Below are 25,267 nucleotides of genomic sequence, written 5' to 3'. Positions count from 1 at the left end.
CAATATTATACAAACAAGGTCGCAAAAATACAGATTTTATGCTATATTTATAAAAATTTTATCGTATTTATGTTTTTTGAAAGTTTTTGCTATGAAAAGTCTTATTTGTGCTGATATTGAAGCACTTCCTCCACTGCCACAGACGATTGCTGAACTCCAACAAATTTGCTTAGATGAAGAAACTACTACCAAGCAAGTTGCTAATATTATTGAAAAAGACCCTTTTTTAACAGCAGATTTAATTAAAAATGCAAATTCTCCTCTTTATGGCTACACACGCAAAATTTCTTCTGTTTTCCAAGCTATCTCTATGTTTGGAATCTCCACTACAAAAGGTTTAGCCATAGCAAGTGCTATAAAATCAAGCTTTCAAATCGACTTAAGTCCTTATAACATCACAACAAAACAATTTACACTTACTGCAAACTTAAAAAGTGCATTTCTCTTTCAATGGTATCACAACAACAAAGAATTATTAGGAATCCTAATGCCTTGCTCACTTGTCATGCACATTGGTATGGTTGCAATTTCGGATTGTCTAAAAAAGAAGAATCAAGAACAAAACTTTATGCAAAAATTTAATCCAGAATCTTTTATTGATTCTGAAAATGCGCTTCTTGGTTGCAATCAATTTGAAATTTTGGAGCTTTTATTTGAACATTGGAATTTTGAAAATACAATGACCCAAACTGTGCATTATCTCTTAGAAGAGGAATTTCCAAAAGAGCTAGAATCTTACATTTATCCATTAAGAGCAGTCAATGCGCTAATTAGCCCTTTTAGCATTGCAAGCCCAACACAAATCAACACCGCCTTGCAATGTGTGCGCCATTATAAATTAGACGTGGAATCTTTCAATACAGCACTAAATAATATCCATAAACTTCAAGAATTAATTTAATAATTTTTAAATCATACCCCCTCTTTTTGAGCCTGCAATACTTCTTGCTCTGTTTTTACAACTTCTTTGATAAACACATCAATTAATTCTTCTTGTTTATATTTTCCAACAATCTCACCCTTTTTAATCACAAGCCCATCTCCATTTCCAAAAGCTATGGCAACATCAGCGTGTTTTGCTTCTCCTAGCGCATTAACCGCGCAACCCATAACAGAAAGTTGCAAAGGTGCGCTAACCTTAGGCATACGCTCCTTTAGCTCCTTTAATATTGGCACTAAATCTGCTTGCAATCTTCCACAAGTTGGACAAGAAATATAAGTGATTCCCTCTTTTTGTCGCCCGCTATAACGCAAGATTCCACGCGCAACTTCAATTTCTTTTTCTAACTCTCCTGTGATAGATACGCGCATTGTATCCCCAATGCCTTCCATTAAAAGCCCGCCTAGTGCCATTGAGCTTTTAATCATAGAAGATTCTAAATCTCCCGCTTCAGTAACCCCTAAATGAAAAGGATAATCCACTAAAGGGCGCAACATTCTATATGCTGCCATTGTGCGTTCTACATCACTAGCTTTTAAAGAAACTTTGAGATTGCTAAAGCCAAAATCCTCCAATAGCTTAATATTATACAGCGCAGATTCCACCATTCCCTTAGGGGTTGCGCCATACTTTTCTTCAAACTGCTTCTCTAAGCTTCCAGCATTTACCCCGATTCTAATAGGAATCTCGCGCTCTTTACACGCATCTACCACTGCTTTAATCTTCTCTTTTGAGCCAATATTTCCGGGATTTATACGGATACAATCCACCGATTCTGCGGCAATAAGCGCAAACTTATAACGAAAATGAATATCTGCAACAAGCGGCAAGGAAATCACACTTTTAAGTGCTTTAAGTGCTTTTGCATCTTCCATATCACTCACAGCCACACGCACAATATCACACCCCGCAAGCTGCAAGCAGTCAATTTGTGCTTTTGTGGCTTCTAAATCCGCAGTTTTGCTAAAAGTCATGCTTTGCACAGAGATAGGAGCATCTCCCCCAACTAGCACATTGCCAACTGCAATTTGCTTTGTTTTATAACGCTTTTTAATCGTGGATTCCACTATTTTCCTTCTTCGTGCTGATGCAAAGGCTGGTCGTCAATTGATAATAAAGAATCTGCAATAATTGTTGTAAGATAGCCTTTAGGATTTCCATCAAAAGGAATGCTATCTAGTTCTGCTTGCAAGCCCATTTCGCTAACAACTTTCTTCAACTCTTCATCTTTACCATAACGTTCAATATAATATTGGAATGTTTCCTTCCATGAAATATTTTCTTGCGCACCCTCTTTACCCGGTGCATTCTTTGCAAATTCTGCTAGATAAGCAATCTTTAAAATTGCAGCAATCTTATCCACCCAACATTCGATATGCAAATAATCCTTCAAACTATCTAATGTATCCTTTCCATTACCTATAGCAGCAAAATTAAAGGCAATTTTTTCTTGCTTTTTAAAAGTATCATACAAAATTTTATATTCTGGCATTGAACGCAACTCATAATACTCTTCTGCCATTTTAAATGCTTCGCTTAATTTATGCTCTTTGCATGCTTGAGCGAAATCCTGTTTTAGCTGAATAATTTTCACTTTGGAGCTTGCAGCATTTTTAAATGGAGCCATAGAAGCAAGCAACTTACACACTTCAAGAGCTTTTACAAACTCATTTTGATTTTCAAGCGCATTGACTCTTTGGATAATCTGGTCCCCAATTAATAGTGCGCTTTTGTAAATTAATACATCTTTTAAAAAAGGAAAGCGTTCGCACATTTTAAAATATTCTATAAAGTTTTTTGCGCGATATTCTTTATCAGCTTGCACATATTTATCGCTATTTCTAAGCAACATCATTGCAGAATCTTTTTTGCATTTTACAAGCGTGAAAGGACGCAATAACTCTTGTGCTTTTGCTAAATTTCCTTGTGGGTCTTGAAATAATAATCGTTTTGAAACTTCAAAAGTTTTATTCCACAAATTCTCCATCTCTTCATACGCAAGCGTATCTTTTAAATAAGGGTGTTGCTCGCTCAAACGATAAGCTTCCGCGTAATTTTTTGCCTCTAATGCGTCCATAAATTTTGCAGTAAATTCCTTTTGTTGCCAATAATAATCAAATTCTTCCTTTTTTGCTTTATCAAGCATAAAAGGTTCAATAATGGCTGTTGCTTCTTGCATTTGGTCTTTTGCTAATAAATCAATTGCTTTTGCTAAGGCTTCTTTCCATTGTGATTCCAACTTCGTGCAATATTCATTTAAGGTTTTTAGAAAAATATTTTTTTCTTGAATCACACTAAGCGCACCTTTTAAATCATCTTTATCCAAAAATTCCATCATTTCTTCGCGCGCCTCATTAATATCCACAATCTCAATCACGCCATCAGAATAACCAATATATAATAAGTTTTCATCAAAACGCATTGCTGTGATTCCATTTTGTTCTAAAGTAATGGATTCTAAAAGTGTGTTATCGCTTAAACGAATGATTCTTAATTGCTTATCTTTGCCACCAACTATGGCAAATTCTTCACCCGGAAGCTTATGGCAAATCGTTAGCCAAGCCCCTTGAAGCAATATTTCACTAATAATTTTGTCTTCTTTAATATCATAAATAAATATTTTACCTTCTTTTGTTACGCAAAATAAGCGTGTATTCTCTGCATAAAAAAACGCATCTTCGATAAGATAGTCCATTTTTAGTGTGGCAACTTGCGTGTTTTTTACAATATTAAAAATCGTAGCACTTTTACCAAAGCATGCCGAGAAAATTAAGCTATCATCATCGCTAAATGCAACAGCAGAAATTGTATCTGGTAGAGGCGGCAAACTTAAGATTAATTGATGATTATCAGCAGAATACACAAGCACGCGCCCATCTTCTCCGCCTGTGGCTAATAATTCATCATCATAAGAATATGTAATCTTAGAAATTTGAAGTTTCTGCCAAGTGAGTTGAGCAATAGGTGCGATTTCTGGTTCGGTTTTTACCACAACACCTTTTGTTGCCTTAGCAAACCCAATAGCTACTTTAGAAGAGTTATAAGAAACTGCAGCAGCTTTGCTAAAATGGTGCAGATTCTCAACATCTTTTACGAGTTGCAATGCGCTATCAACCACATGACTTTCTTTTTCAAATTTAGAAATGTTATAAAAATTATCTACACAAATAACAAAATCTTTATCAACTCCTATTCCCAAGGCACTTCCAACAAGCCTTATTTTACCTTTTATCGGAAACATCGCAACTCCTATCTCAAAAAATCCGATTAGAAATGATTATACTCTTTTCTATTTTAAAGTCTCTTATATTCGCAATCTTACATTATATTAAATTTTCTAATGCTTTGATAATACGAGCCTTTGTCTCCTCAATACCTAATGCTGCAATAAGAGGAGAGATTCCAACTCCACCACTACTTCCAAGCAAGGCATAGCGCAATGGCATAAAAAGATTTTTTGCTTTTATTCCTTGAAAATCTGCAAATGCTGCAATCCCTTCATCAACTTCTTGAATATTTTGCAAAGGCTTCTCAAGTGCTTCTAAATACACAATAAATTCCTTTAACAAATAAATGTTTTCTTCATTTTTAACTTTTTGTTGCATTTTTGTATCAAAAGATTCTACGGGCTTTAAACACTTCTCTAAAATTTCTACAAACTCTAATAATGTCTTAGAACGCTCTTTAATCTCTGGATATAAAATCTCTTGCACTGCTACACTTGGAACATTTGCTCCATAAAATGGCAAAATTGTGTTTATGGATTCCGCATTTAACGCATTAAGATAGTGTGCATTTAACCACAATAGCTTTTCTGCATTGTAAGAAGAAGGTGCGGAATTTAGGTTATTAGGATTAAAGAATTCTAACATTTCTTGCATTGAAAAAATTTCCATATCGCCATGACTCCACCCTAAACGCACTAAGAAATTTAAAAGAGCTTGTGGCAAATATCCTAATGCTTTGTATTCCATAACACTCATCGCACCATCTCGCTTGCTTAACTTTCTACCTTCAGGATTTAAAATCATTGGAACATGAAAAAATCGCGGAATCGCAAACCCTAATGCTTCATAAATTATAATTTGTTTTGGTGTATTGCTTAAATGATCATCTCCCCTAATCACATCTGTAACACCCATCAACGCATCATCAATAGCAACAACAAAGTTATAAGTTGGCGTTCCATCGCTTCTTGCGATAATAAAATCATCTAACTCTGTTGCACTAATGTGTATTTCTCCCTTTACGCCATCTTTGAAGCAAATCTCCCCATCAAGCGGAGCTTTTATCCTAACTACGGGCTTAACGCCTTGCGGTGGCTCTCCATCAAAATCTCTATAACGTCTATCATACTGCCACACTTGCCCTTTTTCTTCAGCTTTTTTACGATTTGCTTCTAGCTCCTCTTTTTGCATATAACAATAATACGCTTTGCCCTCTTTCAAAAGCTTTTCTACATACTGCGCATACAAAGGGAATCTTTGGCTTTGATACACAACCTCGCCATCATAATCCATTCCCACCCAATCAAAAGCTTGAATAATTGCTTCTTTGGCGTCAGTAGAATTCCGCGCTAAATCTGTATCTTCAATGCGCAATAAAAACTTCCCTCCATTTGCCCTTGCATAAAGATAATTAAAAAGTGCGGTGCGCAAACCTCCAATATGCAAATAGCCCGTAGGGGAAGGTGCAAAACGCGTTACAATATTGCTCATAAATACTCCTAAATCAAGGATTAATTTTCAATTTTTTTAGAATCTTACCTCAAAGATTCTAAATTTTTTCCCTTATTGCATAGATTTTGCTTGATACAATCCAAAACAAACTACCTAAACTTAAGAATCTAAAAGCGTTGCTAAAGTTTTCTTAGAGTAGAATCAAACAAAAAATAATTTAGGATTTTTTATGCGATTAAATGGTTCTGAAATGGTAATGCACGCACTTAAAAATGAAGGCGTCAAAGTAGTTTTTGGTTATCCGGGTGGAGCGGCGTTAAATCTTTATGATGAAATTTATAAGCAAGATTTCTTTACACATATTCTTACACGCCATGAGCAAGCAGCTGTGCATGCAGCAGATGGATATGCAAGAGCCAGTGGAGAAGTTGGAGTTGCTATTGTTACAAGCGGTCCGGGCTTTACAAACACGGTTACTGGAATCGCAACTGCTTATATGGATTCTATCCCTTTAGTTATCATTAGCGGACAAGTCCCAACAAGTCTAATTGGCACAGACGCTTTTCAAGAAATTGATGCAGTGGGAATTTCACGCCCTTGCACAAAACACAATTACCTTGTTAAAAGTATTGAAGAGTTGCCTAGAATCTTAAAAGAAGCCTTTTATATCGCAAGAAGTGGGCGTCCTGGACCTGTGCATATTGATTTGCCAAAAGATATTAGTGCGACAATTGGTGATTTTAACTATCCAAATGAGATTAAATTACAAACTTACAAACCTACCTATAAAGGGAATTTAAGACAAATCAAAAAAGCAGCACAAATCATTAAGGATTCTAAAAAACCTTTACTTTATCTAGGGGGAGGGGCGATTGCTTCAGGAAGTGCGCAAATTATTAAAGAATTTTGTGAAATGACACAAATTCCAGCCGTAGAAACATTAATGGCGCGCGGAATCCTACCACACAACCACCCAAATTTACTCGGCATGGTCGGAATGCACGGAAGCTATGCTGCAAATATGGCAATGAGCGAGACAGATTTACTGATTGCTCTTGGTGCGCGCTTTGATGATAGGGTTACAGGAAAGCTTAGCGAATTTGCAAAATATGCACAAATTATCCATATTGATATTGACCCAAGCAGCATTAGTAAAATTGTTAGCGCGAATTACCCTATTGTTGGCGATATTAAGAATGTTTTAGAAGAGTTATTGCCTATTTTGCGCGAAGATTATGAACCAAAATCAACACTTGTATGGAGAGAACAATTAGAGCGTTACAACAAACTGCACCCTTTAAGTTACCAAGATTCCACAACTCCTTTAAAACCACAATGGGTGCTTGAAAAACTCGGAGAAATGCTCGGCGAAAACGCCATTATTAGCACAGATGTTGGGCAGCATCAAATGTGGGCTGCACAATTTTATCCTTTTGCGTCTCCAAGACAATTCATCACAAGTGGTGGTTTAGGCACAATGGGCTTTGGTTTGCCTGCTGCGATGGGAGCAAAAAAAGCATTCCCTAATAAAGTTTCTATCAATATTAGTGGCGATGGTTCTATTTTAATGAATATCCAAGAGTTAATGACTTGTGCAGTATATGGGATTCCGGTTATTAATATTGTATTAAATAATAACTATTTGGGTATGGTTAGGCAGTGGCAAACTTTCTTTTATGATAACCGCTATTCTGAAACAGATTTAGAGCAACAACCCGATTTTGTAAAACTCGTGGAATCCTTTGGGGGTTATGGCAAAGTCTGCTTCACAAAAGAAGACTTTACAAAAGCACTGCAAGAAGCAATTGATTCTAATAAACCTGCATTGCTTGATGTGCGCATTGATAGAATGGAAAATGTTTTACCAATGGTGCCAACAGGGGGCGCACTATTTAATATGATGCTAGAGTATAAGGAGTAAAATATGGAAATTAAACGCATAATTACAGTAACTGTTCTTAATGAACATGGCGTATTATCGCGCATTAGCGGGCTATTTGCTGGGCGTGGATATAATATAGAATCCTTAACTGTTGCTCCTATTTTAGATTCCAATCTCTCACGCATTACTATTGCTACAAAAGGAGATAGTAGAGTGCTAGAGCAAATCATTAAACAACTCCACAAGCTTATCCCTGTGCTAAAAGTGCTTGAAGATGAACAAATTATAGAGCAAGAATCCTTACTAGCAAAATTTAGCATTGAAGGCAATTTAAGTGAGATTAGCACATTATTTAAGGCATTTAATGGAAGATTACTAGAAGCAAATGATAAATATGCAATTTTTGTTGCTTGCGATACACACGCACGCATTAACACGCTTTTAAATGCACTAAAAATTTATAAGCCAAAGGATATTACACGCAGTGGAATCCTAGCTATTGAATCCAACAGCTAAGGGGATTTATGGAACTGAAAGAAATTGTTGCAATCCTTCAAAAAAATGATGCACTAGATTGTGTAATGCACTCTAAAAATGGTAGTTGGGAGATACACTCTGGATTTTTTGATTCCGCCCCTATTGCAAACTTAGAATCCCCAGAAAATGCAACTTGCGATTCCATTACCTTTTTAGAAAAAGATAAGTATATTGAAGAAGTTAAAACAACACAAGCAAAAGCCATTTTAACGCGCAAAAGCCATTTAGACGTAATCCCACCTTCTACATTTGCGCTAGTATGTGAGAATCCCTATTTGGCAATGGCATATTTAACAGAATATTTTGCCACTCCACTTTTTAGCGCAACAACACCGCCAAAGATTCCAGAAAATACGCAAATTGCGAGCAATGTTAGTATAGGCAATGGAAGCGAAATTGGTGAAAATTGCATAATTTTAGCAAATGTTACTATTGGCGAAAACGTCAAAATTGGTGCAAATTGTGTGCTATTTCCCGGAGTTTGCATTTACAACAATTGCGAAATTGGCAACAATGTCAGAATCCAAGCAAATAGCGTGATTGGAAGCGATGGTTTTGGCTATGCACATACAAAAGACGGACGCCATATTAAAATCTACCATAACGGAAAAGCCGTGCTTGAAAATGATGTAGAAATTGGTGCAAACACAACGATTGATAGAGCTGTATTTGGGGAAACACGCATTAAACAAGGCACAAAAATCGACAACCTTGTGCAAATTGGACATAATTGCAATATCGGAGAATATTCTATCATCGTTTCACAAGCTGGAATCTCAGGCTCAACCTCAACAGGACGCAATGTTGTTTTAGGAGGACAAAGTGGCAGTGCTGGGCATTTACATATTGGAGATTTTACACAAGTAGGAGCACGTGGAGCAATCTCTAAAAGCCTTCCACCGCATGGAAAATTTTCAGGTCATCCACTCCTACCAATTAACGATTGGCTAAAGTTACAAGCTTTACTGAAAAAAATGCTAAAAAAGGCATAATTCTATATTTTATAAGTGTAACTTAAATTATTTTGCTGTAGCATTAACTTTAATGCAATAGTGCGTTGCATTAGACTAAATCTAGGAGTGAGATTATGAAAGAAACTAAAATTTACAAAAGCCTACCATTAAAAGGCACTGAAAATGGTTCTCTTGATTTTGCGATTATCGAAGAGCCTTATGGAGAAAACAGCTTAGCAAAAGAATACAAAAAAAGCAAACAAAGAAGATTCTAAAAAACCAAAGAAAACTAATGAAGCAAAAAATTAAAAAACTCTCTTATACGATTCCTTTAAAAAGCAATCTTTTTAAAAAGGGGAGTATTGAGGTCTCAACTTTTGATATTCCGGGACAAAAAGATAAAAATATGGGAGCAGTTTCTATCAAAATAAAAGTTGATGAAGCATTAAGAGATGCTACGAAAAATGAGAATTCTATAATGATTCCAAGAAGGCAGATTAAAGCGTTACGCAAAGCGTTAAAAAAGATTCAAAAAAAATCTTAAAACAAAACTTACTAAAATAGCCTAAAAACTTAGAATCAAAATCTCAAGTTAGGCTTTTGCTTTTGCGCTCATCTAATAAAAAAGAGATAAAAAAATATGAGTGAGACTATTTTATTAGCTGTGATTTTTATATTAGCGGCTGGATATTTTGTCTATAAACTTTATCCTAAAAAGAGTAGCGATTGCGGCTGTGGGGGTTGCAGCTGCAAAGAAAAATCTAAATAATAGGTGCTTCTACTTTATCATCTTGGGGTGGTGTAAATTTTGTTTGTGTATTATCCGCCATTTGCTCATAAACAACTTCCAAACTAGGACTCGTTTCGCTTGCATCAACAAAACGTGTGCAATGCTTTTGAAACATAAGTTTTACCACACCCGTTGGTCCATTACGTTGCTTACCGATAATAATCTCGGCAGTTTCTTCATTTTTCACAACAAAATCACTTTTATACTCTTTACCTTCTTTCTTTGCTGCTTCTTCTTTTTCTTTTTCATCTTTGAGTTTATACACTGCATCACGATACACAAATAAAATAATATCCGCATCTTGCTCAATAGAACCAGATTCCCTTAAATCCGATAAAATTGGTCGCCTATCGCTCCTTGCTTCCAAACTTCTATTTAATTGAGAAAGCGCAATAATTGGAATCTCAAGCTCTCTTGCAATCATTTTTAGCCCACGACTAATTTCACTCACCTCTTGATGTCTATCTTTATTATTTGCCCCGCTCATTAACTGCAAATAATCAATAACTGCTAACCCAATTTCTGGATTTCTGGATTTAATTCTACGTAATTTTGCACGTAATTGATGAATGGTTAGAATACTATTATCATCAATAAACAATGGAGCTTTACACATTATATCCATAGCGTGTGAGAGATTCTCCCACTCGTCATCTTGCAAATTTCCAACACGTAAATTTTGTAAAGCAATAGAAGTTTTTGCAGCAAGCATTCTTAACATTAGCTGTTCTGCCGGCATTTCAAGGCTAAAGAATGCGACCCCACGTCCAGTATCCAATGCTTTTTGTGCCATATTTAAAACAAGTGCAGTTTTTCCCATTGCAGGACGCGCAGCAACTATGATTAAATCTCCCCCACTAAAACCTGTTGTCATTTTATTTAAACTTACAAATCCGGTATCTACACCAATTAACAGATGATTTCCTCGCTTTTTCATTGCTTCAATGTATTCCATTGTCGCTTGTGTAATCTCTTTTGCATTCCTAAAATCACGACTTTCATGCACATTTGTAATTTTATATAGCTCACTTTGGAGATAATCCATAATCTCTTGCGTGCTTGTATTGCTATCGCTTGTCGATTCTTGAATTTTTGTTGCAAAAGAATGCAGCTTGCGCTTAATTGCTGCATCACGAATCTCATTAGCATAAGCTTTCACATCACTAATTGGGCTTGTTGTTAGCACATTTAGCAGTTCTTCTTGTGTAATGGGACGCACTTTTGTAGAAAGCTTTAAAACAAACTCTTCATCAATAGGGCGGTCAGTGCGATGAAGCTCTAACATTGCAAAGAAAATATTTTTATTTGGAGTATAAGAAAAATCCTCTGGAGTTAGTAGCCCCTCAAGCATATCTAATCGCTCAGGGTCAAAGAAAATCGAGCTTAATACTGCACGTTCAATCTGTATTTGCATTTCCATAGGAATCCTTACATTTTATATCAAAAAATAAATGCGCTAGCACACTTAATGCAAAAACTGGAGAAAAAAAGCCAATTACCGGAATTAGATTAATTCCAAAAAGTGGTAGCATAACGCTTTGGATTCTGCCTTTTTGTGTCTTTTTTACAAGTTTTAAAGTTTCCTTTGTAAAAATCTCTTCACCCACATCACCAAGTGTTGTTTTAAAAAACAGCCAATACGTAGGAAGAAGCATTACAAACCCACCCACAAAAGGGATAAAATACACAGGTAAAAGCAAGATTAAAGCCAAAAAATACAATACATAAATTCCAAATAACCCCAAAAGTGAAGTTACAAGCTTTGCTTTGCCATCTAAGCTGCATTGTGGATAATGAGAATCCCTAATAAAGCGCACCACATAAGGAGCAACAAAAGCACTTATAGCAAGAGATACAAGCAAAGACAATCCAAAAAGCGCAAGCGCAAAAAACACAAATACAGATGCTTTAAGCGTATAATCAAATAGAGTTTGAATCCAAGTTAGCCAAATCTGTTCAAAGCCAAAATCATAATGCAACAACCCAAAAAGTGCGTTATACCAATCTGCGCCAAAAAAATATAACACGATTCCAAAAACAACCAATGCAAGAAAAAATGGAAAAAATGTAAATCCTAACAGATAAGACGTAAAAAAATCACGTTTTGCAAGTAAAAAGTAGTCTCGTATAGGTTTAAGTGCGTAATCGCCACTTTTAAAATCCTGCATTATTAGCCTTATTGCAATTTTTCTTTTAGCAACTCATTAACACGCGCAGGATTTACGCCTTTTGCATTCTTCATCACTTGCCCCACAAAGAAACCAAAAAGCTTATCTTTACCACTTTTATATTCTGCAACTTTATCTGCATTTGCGCTTAAAACAGCATCAATTACACTTAAAATCGCCCCATCATCATTCACTTGTGCTAATCCCATAGAATCTATTAGAGAATCCACATCGCCGCCGCGTTTTTCTACAAGCACATCTAGGATTTCTTTTGCGCTTTTTCCACTAATTTTTCCTTCATCAATGCGCTTAACTAGGGTTGCTAAAGTTTCTGATTGGATTCCGCAATTTTGCAGAGTATTTTCCCCCTTTAATCTCCCCAAAAGCTCGGTAGTTAGCCAAGTAACTGCACCTTTTGCGCTTGCACCTAAAGCAAGCATATTTTCAAAATACAATGCCATTTCAAGGTCGCTTGTTAGCACGCTTGCATCACTTGCTTTGATTCCAAAATCACGCACATAACGTTCTCTTTTTTCATCGGGCATTTCTGGAATCTCTCGACCCTCTTTCATAAGCTTTTCATCAATAAATACAGGCAACAAGTCTGGGTCTGGAAAATAGCGATAATCCGCTGCTTCCTCTTTACCGCGCATAGAACGCGTTACACCTTTTGTAGTATCAAAAAGTCTTGTTTCTTGCACGACTTCTTCATCATATTTACCATCTTCCCACGCTTCAATTTGTCGCTCCACTTCGTATTCAATCGCTTTTTGGATAAACTTAAAGGAGTTTAGATTCTTGATTTCTACGCGCGTATAAAGTTTGGAATCCCCTTTTGGGCGGATAGAAACATTTGCATCACAGCGGAAGCTTCCCTCTTGCATATTCGCATCACTAATTCCAAGAAAACGCACAATAGAATGTAGCTTTTTTAAATACGCAATCGCTTCATCAGCACTTTTCATATCTGGCTCACTTACAATCTCTAAAAGTGGCGTGCAAGCGCGATTTAAATCCACTTTAGAATAACTCCCCTCGTGGATATTTTTACCTGCATCTTCTTCCATATGCGCGCGTGTTACCCCGATGATTTTCTTTTCACCATTGCTTTCAATCTCAATGCTTCCACGCCCTACAATTGGAATCTCAAATTGACTAATTTGATACGCTTTAGGCAAATCAGGATAAAAATAATTTTTGCGCGCAAACACAGAATTTTGATTAATCTCCGCACCAATGGCACTACCAAAAGAAATCGCCTTTTTTACCACTTCGCGATTTAACACAGGCAAAGCCCCGGGAAGCCCTAAACAAGTAGGGCAAACATTTTTATTAGGCTCTTCACCAAAGCTTGTTGCACAAGAACAGAAGATTTTTGTTTTTGTATTGAGTTGCACATGCACTTCAAGTCCGATAATTGTTTCAAAAGCACTCATTTTAGCCCTTTAGAGAAAATTACCGCAATTTTAGCGTGTTTTACATTGTATAAACATTATACAAAGCTTTTATTTCTTTTGCGTCTTTCATTAATGCGTTGCACTTCATACAATACTTGAACCATTGCTTGATACAAGGATTCTGGAATCTCCATATCCAAATCCACATCTTTATATAATGCGCGCGCTAATGGGGGATTCTCTATAATAGGAATCTCATGTTCATTTGCAATATCTTTGATGCGTTGGGCTAAAAAATCTACACCCTTAGCCAAAACGCGGGGTGCGCGCTCTTTTTTGCTATCATAGCGCAATGCCACAGCATAATGCGTTGGGTTTGTTACGACCACATCAGCACTTGGAATATTTTGCATCATTCTTTTTCTAGAAGCTTGAAACATTAAAGAGCGTATTTTTCCTTTAACTTGTTGGTCTCCTTCCATATTTTTAAATTCATCTTTGACTTCTTGTTTGCTCATACGCAAAGACTTAAAATATTGATAGCGTTTAATCATATAATCCACACTTGCCATCACTAAAAAAAAGGCTAATAGGATTCCAATAAGAATAATCGCTTTATCCCTAAACCATAGCATTTGGTCTCCTAAAGGGAAAAGTGCTACAGTTGTTAGCTCATGCATAAAGCCAATAAAAACAAAAAAAGCGATAATAAATGCGCTTAGCACCTTAAAAGTAATCAAAAAACCATCAAGCAATTTTTTTAGAGAAATCAGATTCTTCATTCCTGTAATAAAATTTAACTTTTGAAGCTTTGGTTGGATTGCTTTTCCCGTTAATAAAAAGCCACTTTGAGAAACATTTGCAATCACTCCTATTAACATCAAAGCCCCAAAAATTGGCGCAAGCAAATATAACACTTGAAGAACTAAAGAAATTGTAATTGATATTGCATTAGTGCGTGTGAATTCTTGACTGAAACCTTGATAAATCTGCTCAAACACGCTTCCAAGCCCACTCACCCAAAAATTAAAGCACAAAAACACAAGTGCTAATCCCACAACAAGACCCAAGAACGCATTGACATCAGGACTTTTTAAAACATTCCCTTCTTCGCGCGCTTTTTCAATCTTCCGCGCGGTGGGTTCTTCTGTCTTTTCTGCATCATCTGCCATAGCTATCCTTCAATCTCCACAAATTCACAAGCCTCTGCATAGTCTTTAGGTGTGTTGAGATTCCGCGTTTTATCCTCGCTAATTGCGACAAAATCGGCTTCAATCTTCTCTAAAAGGTGCATTAGCTTATAATCCCTTGCATGAATTTGTGCATTAATAATCTCTAACGCGCTAAAAGGGTAAATTCCAAGCAATGGGTGAATTTTTGTATTTTTGGCAAAAATTCCTTTTCCTACAAATGCTTGCATTAAAGATTTGATACACAAATCATCAAAAAAAGGTGCGTCTATACTTAAGACAAACACATCACTCTTTAGCTCTTCTAGCACACTTTTTAAACCAAAAATAGGTGCATTAATCTCTAAAGTGGAATCTAAAATTGTAGGCAACAAAAAAGCATTTACAATCGGTGTTTTTGCAGAAAAATATACAGAATCAAAATAGTCTTTTAAACGTTTTGCTTGAAAATTTGCCAATGTGGAATCCAAAAAAGGCAAATCCTGCTTTAAACGCCCCATTCTTCTACTCACTCCACCGCTTAAAATCACGCAAGGCATTGCAAACTTTTCTAAATCTTTTTCCAAAAATCTATCCAAAATTTTTAAAATTTTTGCAAAATTATAGCTTTTTTTTGCAGGCTTTAGTATGATTACACACTTTATATAAGGAGATTATGTGCTAATTGATAGCTTTGGGCGAACCATTGATTATATGCGTATTAGCGTTACAGAACGCTGTAATTTCCGCTGTGTATATTGTATGCCAAATACTCCAATGGATATTGGCGATGAAAGCCAAGATGTGCCTTTAGAATCCGTGCTAAATTTCATTAAAGTTGCTATTGATGAAGGAGTAAAAAAAATAAGAATCACTGGGGGAGAACCGCTTTTGCGCTCTAAAATTGTGGAATTTATTGCTAAGATTTGCAAACTTTCCCCACAAATTGATATTGCCCTAACCACAAACGCCTTTTTATTAGCCCCCATTGCACAAGATTTAAAAGATGCAGGATTAAAACGTATCAACATTTCTTTGGATTCTTTAAAAAAAGACAATATCAAATGTATTTCTAAGCGTGATGGATTAGATAAGATTCTACTAGGGATACAAGCAGCACATAAAGCAAGATTAAAAATCAAGCTCAATATGGTGCCACTACATAGAATCAATGATATGGAGATTGTAGAAATCCTAGAATACGCAATCAAACTAGGTGTAATGGTGCGTTATATTGAATTTATGGAAAATACGCATGCGAAAAATGGAATCGCTGGGCTAAGACTTCCTGAAATCTTAGAACATATCCGCAAAAAATACCAAGTTCATCTTTTTGAAAAAGAAATTTTCGGACCTGCCACACTTTTTAAGATTCCAAAAGAACATATTAAAGAAAAACTAAACTGCATTTTAGAAAGAGATTATGTCTTTGGGGTAATCGCGCCACATAATGATGATTTTTGCAAAACTTGTAATCGTATTCGCTTAAGCAGTGAGGGCAAACTCATTCCTTGTTTATACCACGAAAATGCTATTGATATTAAAGAAGCAATGCTACAAGGCAACACACAAGAAATTTTAGAACGTCTAAAGCTCTGTATCCAAACCAAACCAGAAAAAAATGATTGGAATGAAGATTCTATATCTAAGCGAGCATTTTATCAAACAGGAGGTTGATTGTAGAATCCCAAATACAAAAATGATAATTCATCTTATTATAAATAATAATAATTTTCCTTTAAGATTATTTATAATATAATTTCGTCAAATTAAATTTAAGGAGACATTATGAGCAAAGTTATTCAAAGCTTAAAACAAATTCAAGCAGATTCTGCAGTATTTTATATCAAACTGCATAATTATCACTGGAATGTTAAAGGAGCAGATTTTCACCCTGTGCATTCAGCTTTAGAATCTATGTATGAAGAAATCACAGAACAAATGGACGATGTAGCGGAGCGTGTTTTACAGCTAAGCGATAAACCTTTTGTAACTCTAAAAGATATGTTAGCAGCAAGCAAAATTCAAGAAGATAGCGCAACTTGCTTTGATTCTAAAACAATTTTGACAAAAATTTTGCCAGATTATGAGTATTTCTTGCAATCTTTTAAAACTCTCTCAGACCTTGCAGGAGAAGCTAACGACAAGGGAACTGTTGCACTTGCAGATGAAAAAGTTGCAAGCTTAGAAAAAGCAATTTGGATGTTAAAAGCACAGCTTGCATAAATTTTAGAATCCTTTTGGGATTCTAAATGCTACTTTTATTCTCATTTTACCCTACAATTACAGAAGCTTTCTACACTCTTATCCTTTTCTAATAGACTCTAACTTAAAATATTAATTATTCAATACAAAGAGGTGTTAATGACAATTTCATTTAATTTTTATGCTACCTTGTTAAGTATGGTTTTTGTTTTACTTTTAGGGCGTTTTATTATTAATCGTAGTAAATTCTTGCGTGATTATAATATTCCAGAACCCGTAGTTGGAGGAATTATCGCAGCGATTTTAATTTTTATCCTTTACACTTATGGTAGCATTGAATTAAAGTTTGATGGCTCTTTGAAAGACCCTTTAATGCTTGCGTTTTTCACAAGTATTGGACTAAGTGCGGATTTCGCTTCCCTAAAAAAGGGTGGAAAGATTTTAGTTGTATTCTTATTTATCGTAACAGGGCTATTATTTTTGCAAAATATTGTGGGCGTTAGCGTAGCTACACTTCTAGGAGTAAATCCAACCATTGGATTATTAGGAGGCTCTGTTACAATGAGTGGCGGACACGGAACAGGTGCTGCGTGGGCAGATATTTTCAAAAATCCTCCTTATGGCTTTAGCGCAGCAATGGAAGTCGCGATGGCAAGTGCGACTTTTGGGCTTATAATGGGTGGAATCATCGGTGGTCCAGTGGCGCATTATCTTGTAAAAAAGTATAATCTAACCCCCCCCCCCGCAAGCTTACAAGATGAAACACTATCAGGCTTTGAGGCACCACAAAAAGAACGTCTAATAACTGCGTCTTCTTTTATAGAATCGCTTGCGCTTATTGTCATTGCGCTATTTATCGGAACAGAAATCGCGAAATTTTTTCAAGGCGGAAGCTTTACGCTGCCAACTTTTGTTTGGTGCTTGTTTATCGGTGTTATTTTACGCAATGTTTTACAAGCGACAAAAGTGCATCAAGTTTTTGATAGAGAAGTTTCAGTGATTGGAAATGTAAGCCTATCACTATTCTTAGCTTTTGCCCTAATGACAATCAACCTTTGGCAGCTCGTTTCTCTCGCGCTTCCTATGCTTGTGATTCTTATTTGCCAAGTTGTAATGATGGTGCTTTATGCAGTATTTGTTACCTTTAGATTCTGCGGACGCGACTATGATGCAGCCGTTCTTGCTGCGGGACATTGTGGATTTGGACTAGGAGCGACACCAACAGCAATGGTAAATATGCAAACTGTTACACAACACTATGGACCAAGCCATATGGCATTTATTGTTGTTCCGCTTGTTGGAGCATTTTTTATTGATATTATTAATGCAATCGTAATTAGCGCATCACTAAAATTGCCATTCTTTGGCTAAGATTCTATTTTGGCACAATAAATCTTCTTAATCAATATAAACTAAAAGGAGAAAAAGTTAAATTCAAAGTGTGGGGCAATTTCAACTCTAATTTATTAAGCTCACTTTGTGGAGCGACAATCAAAGCATATCCGCCTTGCTCATTTCTATCCCAAATACTAAAAAATTGCCTTTTAGAGCTAGTGTATTCTCCAAAGCTTGGGTCTAATACTTGCAAATAATCACCTTTATGGTTAATAATCACTACAAAATGTGGGTATCTTGGGTCATCTTCAATTTTGACTAAAATTGGAATTTGTATAAATTTATCTAAAAGATTCCTATGTATAAGATAGGCATTGCTGGCAAATCCCAATTTTTGCACCGCTTCGTTTAAATCCGCGAAGCTTACCATATCTGTATTCATTTCTTTTTCGCTCATTATTTTTAATAAATCTAATTCATTAAAATTTCTATTCTCAAGCAGATTCAAAAGAGTAGCCAGCCCTGCTGCCCCACAAGATTCCTCATAGTTTTGCCTTATCACTCTTTGATTTTTGATTTCTTGATAGGATTTGAGGATAAACTCGGCACGCAAGGGCTCAAATAAAAGCCAAAAGCATAGACAAAACTTGCCAAAGATTCCAAACCTCATCATTGATTAACTTACTCTTAAGAGATTATTTAAAAAAGTGTTCATTTTTTCTTGCTTAGAATTAAGGGGTTTAGATTCTTGTAATTTTTGTGATTCTTTGGTGTTGGTTGCTTCTTGTGCTTCTTGCGCCTTTGATATTTGGGTTTGCTTTGCTAATAACTCGTTTGCATTGTTTATCGCTTGTGTATCTAGGATTTCTTGAAACAGATTTAAAAACTTTGCTAAAGAGCTACCAAAGTTATCTTTATCTTTGTTCCAATCAATCGTGTTATTATGGTTATAGCCTAGATTTATTAATTCTTGCAAGTGGGATTCTATGCTAATTTTACCATTAAATAAATCCCAAAACCTCTGTTCTGTATCGTAGTTTATGAGGTGGGTATTGGGGGCAGTATTACTAGAACCACCTGTTATTTTTCTATTATATTCTTGATAAGCTAGCCATTCGCTAGAGTATTCCGCTTCTCTAAAGAATCCTATATTGCGCGAAAAATATTCATTAAATAAACCATCTAGTGAGATTTTATCCCCCTCTATGAAACGCGGTTGGACATAGTTTTGTATGTCTTGGGTAGAAAAAGAAATAAAAGGCGGGGTGCTAATACCTAACTGCCACATTTTGCTCTCAATATCAATAAATTGTCTTAGTTTTTCTTCGTTTGGAATCTTTGCTAAAGCTTGTTTGTAGCTATAATCAGTGGCGAAATATCCTTTAGGCAATGCGTTAATGTCTTCAAGCGATAATATCTTATTGTTACTTACAAAATCTTTGCCATAGAGAACGCTAAAAGATTCAAAGGCATTTTTGGCACTTTGCGCGAAATCAAACTTAGAAAAGGTAGCTGCTATATATGGTGAGTCGCTTTGCATATCTCTTTTATAGATTTTCTCTAGCGTGTCATAGTGGATTTTATAATCAAGTGGAATCCCTGCTGCTTGATTAAAATCCTCTCCCATATAACCAAACTCATCTAGGCTATATCCAAAAGCACTTTTTTCCAAATAGGCAATTTCCTTGCGTAATTCCAAAGCTTTAGTGTTTTTATAATCAAGCAAATCTAGGGCTTGATAAAATATATCCATTGGCTCATCTGGAGAATTACGCATAGGGAGTTTTATCGCCTCTGTTTTGGCAAGTTCTTTTTGGAGTTGTTTGATTTTCTCCGCTACCTTTGTGTTGTCTTCATTTTTTTCGTTTGATATTTCCCCATTTTGGCGCGATAATGCCAAACTAAAATCTTGCCTAAAATCACTTGCAACATCACTCAAAAAATCATTCGGCACAGCTACTATTTCACTTTGTAAATAAGATTTTTTGGAGTTTTCAAGCATTTTTGCAAAATCTAGCGTATTTTTATTTTCCTCATCGGGATTTTTTATGATTCTACTAAGCCCTAGTGTTTTTGCTGTGCTTTCTATTCGCATAAAACCCCCTTAAAATCGTCTTAAATCTAAAGCATTTTTAGCTCGAAACTCATAAAAATTTGCCACGCTTCTTGCTTGTTTTGTGTAGGCTTGGTAGCGTTTATTGCTACCCTCTAGTGTATAAACGATATTATGGGTATATCTATTTTTCCAAGAAACGCTTTTAGAATAGTTATAAGTGGATTCCACATAAATATTGCTCACTCTCCCCCAAGTAACACCTATGGCATTGCTTTGTTTTGCTTCCTTATCAAAGCCCGAAAAATCTCCCTTATTATATGTATCTCTTTCATATTTCAATACAGCCATTTTGTCTGCTTCATTTAAACCCTCTCTTGTAAGATTTAGTTTCCCATACACCGTATAACGCATTGTTACACCATAGTTTGAAAGCCTCTTATCTTCACCTTTTTGATATGTGTATATTCCCCCCACCACTTTCTTTTGCTCTTCTAAGCTTAGAAGTTTCACTCCCTCACTTGTATCACTTAATGCACCATTGGTTACTTTAGCAAGGAAATCTTCAGCAAAGGCTGGGAAAGAAAGTAATCCAAATAGTGTTAAAATGCTTAAAAGCCTTTTCATTTTTTCTCCTTTTATTGTTATGGAATCTTGATTTTTTCATAATACAAAATTAAAAAGTTATAAAAAACTTTACCATACTTAATAAAATATAAAGGGTTTTACCAAAAGCAACATTTGACAATTAAAACTTCCTCTAAAACTTTTTCCACAAACTTATTCCAAAGATAGCATCAGGTGCTGCAGAACTTCCGCCAAAATTAGCATTGACAGAAACAATTGAAATTTTCAATTAGTTTGATAACAAGCACTTTTCGTTCCAAAAATTAAAATTGACACTAATCTTTGGTTTTAAAAATTCAAGCCATTATATTAATATTTATTAATTGATATATTTTTTCAGTCTTATTTGGTTGCTTTAAAATCTGAAATAGAGATTTTTGATATTCATCAGTAATTTTTTGCACCCATTCTAAGAAATTGCTAGAACTTGTTTTATCTTTTTGATTTAAAATATTTAATTTATTCTCAAATTCTTCAACATCACTTGTATTATTAAGCAAAGCAAAAGCATCACTTAAATTTGAAAAGTAAGTATTGCTAAGCCTATCATTAAGCCGTTTAACTTCATTTTCGTTTAAGGAGCTATCAAGCCCTTGTAATTTTCCCCATATAGTTGTTTCACCTGCAATTAAAGGCTTTGGGGTTACGCCTGCATTAACATTATTTGACAAAAATCCTATCAATAACCCACCCATAGTAATAGAACCATCGCTATTTGTGTATTTATCAGCGTTAGTATTCCAAGACAAAGCAGTGTTTCCCGCACTATGTAAAATGTCAGGATTAAAGGGTAAGAGTTCAGAATTTTCGTCTGTGTTATTAAAATCAAAAAAACTGGGGTTTAACTCTTCATTAGAGCCAAGATTTTTAAATCCACCCTTTGCAACAATCTCTTTCATTGCATCATAAGAAAAAGTCTGTTTTACCTCTAAAGTATTTTTATCTATAAGATAAGTTTGTGGAAAATAATTCGCCAAATCCTCTTTTGAAAAGCTATCTTTACCTTTTAATTCAGGACTTTTTTCTATGAGTTGAGAGACTATTTTATACACATTTCCTATGGTTTTGGCAATGTCTATGTTTGTATAGCTTTGCATACTTCCATTAGTTTGCGCTTTAATAAAATTTTCCATAGTGCTAGAATGTATTTTTATATTTTCAGGAATCCCTGCAGCTTTATTAAACTCACTTGTAAAATATCCATCTTTATCTAGTTTATAACCCATAAATTGATTTTGTTTTGAAGTTTCTATTTCTTTATTAGAATTCGTGGATAAATTTTGTCCAACTTTAAAACTCATAGAAGCGGTAGTATTAACTGCGTAATTTGTCATATACATATTATATTATAGCCCCATACCTCGTTTTAGTTGTGGAATCTTGATTTTTTCATAATACAAATTAAAAAACCATAAAAATTTTGCGCATTTTGTTTAATTAATATTTTTTGTTAAGTTGCCCATTTTCTTGCAAAAGTTGCGTCAAAATTGTATCACTCATCTGTTTTTGTGCAAATTCTCTATTTTCACCTTGTTCTTGCATTTTTAAAAGCAAATCAAGATTTTGATATTCATAGTTCAAAAACAAGTTGTTTGCTACATTGTTTTGCAAAGAAACCTTAAGGATTTTATGCCCATTATCGTCTATAATACCACTTATGGTTGTCCCATTTTTTAGCGTGATAGAGCCTGTTTTATGAAGTGCTAAATTTTCATCTATATAACTTCTCATTATCCCTAAAGAATCTATAATTTTCTGCATATTCTCTTGTGGAATCTTGCCATCTGCAATACTAAAGAAGTTTGTTAGGCTTGGTAGTGCCAAATAAGAAAATGAAGAGATTTTTCCCAAATCCTCATCTAATCTTTTTTCTGCTTCTAAAATTCTATTTTTATCTTTGCTTTTTGTGGCATCGACAAAGCAACTAGCAGAATCTTCAATGCTATCTAATCCTTTATTAGCGTTTGCAAAAGCCAATTTTGCCGCAGAAGCATAAGCAAGCAATGTCGCAAAAAAGCTAGAATCTCCCTCACTTAGATAAGTTGTTACTAATATTTCGTTGATTTGACCAAACAAATAATCTTGTGCATTTTGATACTGAGATTCTCCAACAGAAGAAAATTTTTTAGAACTTTCCCATTCTACGGATTCATTGATTTTGCTATTTTTGTATAGAGAATCAGTTTGAGCAAGGCTATAAGTATAATCAAAAATCCCACTTGGATTTTCTAGCCATTTTTCTATTTCTTGTTCTATGGCTTTGATTCTTTGGGCATCAAAATCCTCTCCTTCATTTTGCGCAACACTTACACTTCTTGAAAACCAAGAAGTATTTGTTGTGTTGTCGGAATTAATTTTACCTAACACTTTGATGTCTCCTTATCTATAAGTTTTTTCATTTTTTCTCATTTGTTAAATAATATTACTTTAGATTCTCACACAAACTTATTCCAAAGATAACAAACAAAGCTAAATTCCTATTTTATGGAAGGAAGTTTTGGATTTTTTTATACAAATTTTGTGCATAGTTATTAATATCTTGTTGGCTAGGTTTCCAATTATTATGCACTGCTTCTGTAAATTTCATCGTAAAATCAATACTTTTTGCACGAGAATCCAAACTAGAGGGATAGAATCCTAGCTGTGTAAAAGCATACAAATCCATAATCACACCGCCAAAATTTGCTGCTATTTCATTAGGGGTAAAACGTAAATCGCGACCTAAAAGGTGGCTACTCTCTTGGACTTGTAGCTCTACAAGCCTTTTAAATCGCTCTGGGTTTTCAAGAGCCGCTTTACATGCATCACTGCTTAAATATGGCTTTCGTTTTACAAGTGAAACCTCATCTGCACGCGCTCGCGCGAATCTTTCTTGCCGAGTATTTTGCAGCTTTTGGTTTAGTTGTGTATTTCCACCCCCTAGAATCTCTGCATCTTGTGCATTAAGAAAACTCACAAACAAAGCCTCTTGCGAAAAAGAATCCCCATCACTTTGATAAAAAGGCAGGTTTGCCAAAGCACTTGGAGAAAAATCAAGTGTATGCACATGAAATCCATTAATGCCAACGCTAGAGGTTAGGGATTCTACTATTTTTGCTTCTCTGTATTTCTCTGTTGTATTGTAAAGATTTGTTACCTTAAATCCCTCAAAACTTATCATTACAGCATCTGCTTTAAGCAAATCATTGTCCTCATATTTAGCATTACCAATAAACCTCATATCGCTAAATCCCTTTGGCAAGCTTGTAACTTCCTTGCTAGAATAAGTGCTTTTCATCTCAGGTATAATCTGCGTAAAAGTATCGTAGTATTGCTTAATAGTATTAGCTATATCTATTTCTTTAAACACTTCTTCTTTGGCTATGTTAAGACCATAAAAGTTACTTCTATTGTGCCATATGGACTGCCCATGGTCTATGATTGTTTCTAAAGTGCTTTTATGTAGCTTAAAATCACTTGGCAAACCCGCAGCGGCGTTAAAATCCTCTAACATATAGCCTTTTTCATCGACACCATAGCCATAAAATCGCTCTGTGCTAATTTCTTGTTGAGTTTCACTTGTTTTAGCAGTATTTATAAATGTAGAATCCCCTAATAATTGCGTCAAAACACTTGCTTTAGGGGATTGTATTTGTGGGGTATTTGGGTAACTTTGAATAAGGTTAGAAATCAAATGTGTTGTGGCTAGTCTTTCACTACTGACAAAAGGAGATTGCGCAAGTTTAAGACTTTTTGGAGAATCTATACTTGGCAAATCCATATTTGCTTGAAAAGCCTTGTTGGATTCTGTTTTTGCATACATTGTGCTAATATTTTTAAAATTTTTTCCAACACTCAAAGCATCCATTACTACTCCTTATCACAATACTATTTTATATGCAAAAATCATCAATACCTAGCCTTAAATTCATTTAATATTTTTTGTGCGTTGCCATAGTATTGCCAAAACTCGTAAGTCTTACCATTTGGGGTGGCATAGTTCAAATAATGTTGCTTTTGTCCATTCATATACCTATATTTTGCCACAATAATATAGTCGCTAGAATACCCTAACTCTTTAGAAACGCTTGTAGCATTTCCCCAATCATCTGTTACGCCATACGCATAAGACCTAGCATAACCATAAGTATCAAATTGAGAGGTTCGGACAAACTTATATCCCCCCACCACTTTCTTTTGCTCTTCTAAGCTTAGAAGTTTCACTCCCTCACTTGTATCACTTAATGCACCATTGGTTACTTTAGCAAGGAAATCTTCAGCAAAGGCTGGGAAAGAAAGTAATCCAAATAGTGTTAAAATGCTTAAAAGCCTTTTCATTTTTTCTCCTTTTATTGTTATGGAATCTTGATTTTTTCATAATACAAAATTAAAAAGTTATAAAAAACTTTACCATACTTAATAAAATATAAAGGGTTTTACCAAAAGCAACATTTGACAATTAAAACTTCCTCTAAAACTTTTTCCACAAACTTATTCCAAAGATAGCATCAGGTGCTGCAGAACTTCCGCCAAAATTAGCATTGACAGAAACA

At 35.2% G+C, this 25,267-nt stretch carries 25 protein-coding genes and 2 pseudogenes; 10 read left to right on the top strand and 17 right to left on the bottom strand.

The annotated features are described in order from the left end of the window. Window positions 1-91: 91 nt before the first annotated feature. Window positions 92-901 (top strand): HDOD domain-containing protein, encoded by an 810-nt coding sequence (locus tag LS70_RS08080; RefSeq protein WP_034286903.1) that lies wholly within the window; start codon window positions 92-94, stop codon window positions 899-901. An 11-nt stretch (window positions 902-912) separates the two neighbouring features. Here the strand turns inward: LS70_RS08080 and ispG are convergent, their stop codons facing one another. The 3 genes from ispG to gltX form a co-directional block, all read right to left on the bottom strand. Beyond that, window positions 913-1,995 (bottom strand): flavodoxin-dependent (E)-4-hydroxy-3-methylbut-2-enyl-diphosphate synthase, encoded by a 1,083-nt coding sequence (gene ispG / locus LS70_RS08075; RefSeq protein WP_034288825.1) that lies wholly within the window; start codon window positions 1,993-1,995, stop codon window positions 913-915. An 11-nt stretch (window positions 1,996-2,006) separates the two neighbouring features. After that, a complete protein-coding gene (locus tag LS70_RS08070) occupies window positions 2,007-4,181 on the bottom strand; it encodes a WD40 repeat domain-containing protein (protein ID WP_034286906.1) in 2,175 nt (724 codons plus the stop codon). Window positions 4,182-4,263: 82 nt separating this feature from the next. Then, a complete protein-coding gene (gene gltX, locus LS70_RS08065; RefSeq protein ID WP_034286909.1) occupies window positions 4,264-5,658 on the bottom strand; it encodes a glutamate--tRNA ligase in 1,395 nt (464 codons plus the stop codon). 190 nt (window positions 5,659-5,848) lie between these two features. Between gltX and LS70_RS08060 the strand changes: the two genes are divergently transcribed. The 6 genes from LS70_RS08060 to LS70_RS08040 all read left to right on the top strand — a co-directional run bounded on the left by LS70_RS08060 (window position 5,849) and on the right by LS70_RS08040 (window position 9,760). Beyond that, entirely contained in the window at window positions 5,849-7,540 is a 1,692-nt protein-coding gene (locus tag LS70_RS08060; RefSeq protein WP_034286911.1) for an acetolactate synthase large subunit, read from the top strand. Between the two features lie 3 nt (window positions 7,541-7,543). Further along, window positions 7,544-8,017 (top strand): acetolactate synthase small subunit, encoded by a 474-nt coding sequence (gene ilvN, locus LS70_RS08055; RefSeq protein ID WP_034286914.1) that lies wholly within the window; start codon window positions 7,544-7,546, stop codon window positions 8,015-8,017. An 8-nt stretch (window positions 8,018-8,025) separates the two neighbouring features. After that, the gene (gene lpxD, locus LS70_RS08050) at window positions 8,026-9,030 is read left to right on the top strand and encodes a UDP-3-O-(3-hydroxymyristoyl)glucosamine N-acyltransferase (RefSeq protein WP_034286916.1); all 1,005 of its coding nucleotides are present in this window, start codon (window positions 8,026-8,028) and stop codon (window positions 9,028-9,030) included. Window positions 9,031-9,125: 95 nt separating this feature from the next. Then, window positions 9,126-9,266 carry a hypothetical protein gene (locus tag LS70_RS09960; RefSeq protein ID WP_161594711.1) on the top strand — a complete coding sequence of 47 codons (141 nt, stop codon included), beginning with the start codon at window positions 9,126-9,128 and terminating at the stop codon, window positions 9,264-9,266. Between the two features lie 17 nt (window positions 9,267-9,283). Then, a complete protein-coding gene (locus LS70_RS08045; protein WP_034286918.1) occupies window positions 9,284-9,535 on the top strand; it encodes a hypothetical protein in 252 nt (83 codons plus the stop codon). 96 nt (window positions 9,536-9,631) lie between these two features. After that, complete coding sequence (locus tag LS70_RS08040; RefSeq protein WP_081949650.1) at window positions 9,632-9,760, top strand: FeoB-associated Cys-rich membrane protein; 129 nt, start codon at window positions 9,632-9,634, stop codon at window positions 9,758-9,760. Here the strand turns inward: LS70_RS08040 and LS70_RS08035 are convergent. Genes LS70_RS08035 through LS70_RS08015 form a run of 5 tightly spaced genes read right to left on the bottom strand, consistent with a single transcriptional unit; the run spans window position 9,753 to window position 15,102 of the window. Beyond that, window positions 9,753-11,195: a replicative DNA helicase gene (locus LS70_RS08035; protein ID WP_034288827.1), complete on the bottom strand. Its 1,443-nt coding sequence runs from the start codon at window positions 11,193-11,195 to the stop codon at window positions 9,753-9,755. The genes LS70_RS08040 and LS70_RS08035 overlap by 8 nt on opposite strands. Next, window positions 11,179-11,949, bottom strand: a complete 771-nt coding sequence (locus tag LS70_RS08030) for an EI24 domain-containing protein (protein ID WP_052083242.1) — start codon at window positions 11,947-11,949, stop codon at window positions 11,179-11,181. Before LS70_RS08030 ends, LS70_RS08035 begins: the two co-directional genes overlap by 17 nt. Window positions 11,950-11,957: 8 nt before the next feature. Further along, window positions 11,958-13,385 (bottom strand): Asp-tRNA(Asn)/Glu-tRNA(Gln) amidotransferase subunit GatB, encoded by a 1,428-nt coding sequence (gene gatB, locus LS70_RS08025; protein WP_034286920.1) that lies wholly within the window; start codon window positions 13,383-13,385, stop codon window positions 11,958-11,960. 56 nt (window positions 13,386-13,441) lie between these two features. Continuing rightward, window positions 13,442-14,518, bottom strand: a complete 1,077-nt coding sequence (flhB, locus tag LS70_RS08020) for a flagellar biosynthesis protein FlhB (protein ID WP_034286922.1) — start codon at window positions 14,516-14,518, stop codon at window positions 13,442-13,444. A 2-nt stretch (window positions 14,519-14,520) separates the two neighbouring features. Further along, window positions 14,521-15,102 carry an NTP transferase domain-containing protein gene (locus LS70_RS08015; protein ID WP_236096463.1) on the bottom strand — a complete coding sequence of 194 codons (582 nt, stop codon included), beginning with the start codon at window positions 15,100-15,102 and terminating at the stop codon, window positions 14,521-14,523. A gap of 91 nt (window positions 15,103-15,193) precedes the next feature. Here LS70_RS08015 and moaA point away from each other — a divergent pair, with 91 nt between their 5' ends. The 3 genes from moaA to gltS all read left to right on the top strand — a co-directional run bounded on the left by moaA (window position 15,194) and on the right by gltS (window position 18,091). Further along, window positions 15,194-16,192 (top strand): GTP 3',8-cyclase MoaA, encoded by a 999-nt coding sequence (gene moaA, locus LS70_RS08010; protein WP_034286925.1) that lies wholly within the window; start codon window positions 15,194-15,196, stop codon window positions 16,190-16,192. A 111-nt stretch (window positions 16,193-16,303) separates the two neighbouring features. Continuing rightward, window positions 16,304-16,741 (top strand): Dps family protein, encoded by a 438-nt coding sequence (locus LS70_RS08005; protein WP_034286927.1) that lies wholly within the window; start codon window positions 16,304-16,306, stop codon window positions 16,739-16,741. 138 nt (window positions 16,742-16,879) lie between these two features. Further along, on the top strand, window positions 16,880-18,091 hold the full coding sequence (gltS, locus tag LS70_RS08000; protein ID WP_034286930.1) for a sodium/glutamate symporter: 1,212 nt from the start codon (window positions 16,880-16,882) through the stop codon (window positions 18,089-18,091). Window positions 18,092-18,122: 31 nt separating this feature from the next. Here the strand turns inward: gltS and LS70_RS07995 are convergent, their stop codons facing one another. The 9 genes and pseudogenes from LS70_RS07995 to LS70_RS10100 all read right to left on the bottom strand — a co-directional run. Further along, window positions 18,123-18,725, bottom strand: coding sequence for a C39 family peptidase (locus tag LS70_RS07995; RefSeq protein ID WP_052083357.1), 603 nt, complete (start codon window positions 18,723-18,725; stop codon window positions 18,123-18,125). Window positions 18,726-18,731: 6 nt separating this feature from the next. Further along, window positions 18,732-20,150, bottom strand: a complete 1,419-nt coding sequence (locus LS70_RS07990; protein ID WP_034286931.1) for a Cj0814 family flagellar-dependent secreted protein — start codon at window positions 20,148-20,150, stop codon at window positions 18,732-18,734. 9 nt (window positions 20,151-20,159) lie between these two features. Then, a complete protein-coding gene (locus tag LS70_RS07985; protein WP_034286933.1) occupies window positions 20,160-20,735 on the bottom strand; it encodes a hypothetical protein in 576 nt (191 codons plus the stop codon). Between the two features lie 133 nt (window positions 20,736-20,868). After that, a pseudogene (locus tag LS70_RS10110) lies at window positions 20,869-20,949 on the bottom strand (nucleoid-structuring protein H-NS); the annotation flags it as partial. Window positions 20,950-21,031: 82 nt separating this feature from the next. Further along, window positions 21,032-22,075: a Cj0814 family flagellar-dependent secreted protein gene (locus LS70_RS10105; protein ID WP_201273981.1), complete on the bottom strand. Its 1,044-nt coding sequence runs from the start codon at window positions 22,073-22,075 to the stop codon at window positions 21,032-21,034. A 97-nt stretch (window positions 22,076-22,172) separates the two neighbouring features. Continuing rightward, on the bottom strand, window positions 22,173-23,102 hold the full coding sequence (locus tag LS70_RS07975; RefSeq protein ID WP_034291323.1) for a hypothetical protein: 930 nt from the start codon (window positions 23,100-23,102) through the stop codon (window positions 22,173-22,175). Between the two features lie 115 nt (window positions 23,103-23,217). Further along, complete coding sequence (locus LS70_RS07970) at window positions 23,218-24,582, bottom strand: Cj0814 family flagellar-dependent secreted protein (RefSeq protein WP_034291320.1); 1,365 nt, start codon at window positions 24,580-24,582, stop codon at window positions 23,218-23,220. Window positions 24,583-24,623: 41 nt separating this feature from the next. After that, window positions 24,624-25,052, bottom strand: a complete 429-nt coding sequence (locus LS70_RS07965; protein ID WP_138109416.1) for a hypothetical protein — start codon at window positions 25,050-25,052, stop codon at window positions 24,624-24,626. Between the two features lie 133 nt (window positions 25,053-25,185). Further along, window positions 25,186-25,267, bottom strand: a pseudogene (locus LS70_RS10100) (nucleoid-structuring protein H-NS); the annotation flags it as partial.

Source organism: Helicobacter sp. MIT 11-5569 (assembly GCF_000765695.2).
Classification (GTDB): domain Bacteria; phylum Campylobacterota; class Campylobacteria; order Campylobacterales; family Helicobacteraceae; genus Helicobacter_D.
This window is presented reverse-complemented; position numbering and strand designations above follow the sequence as displayed.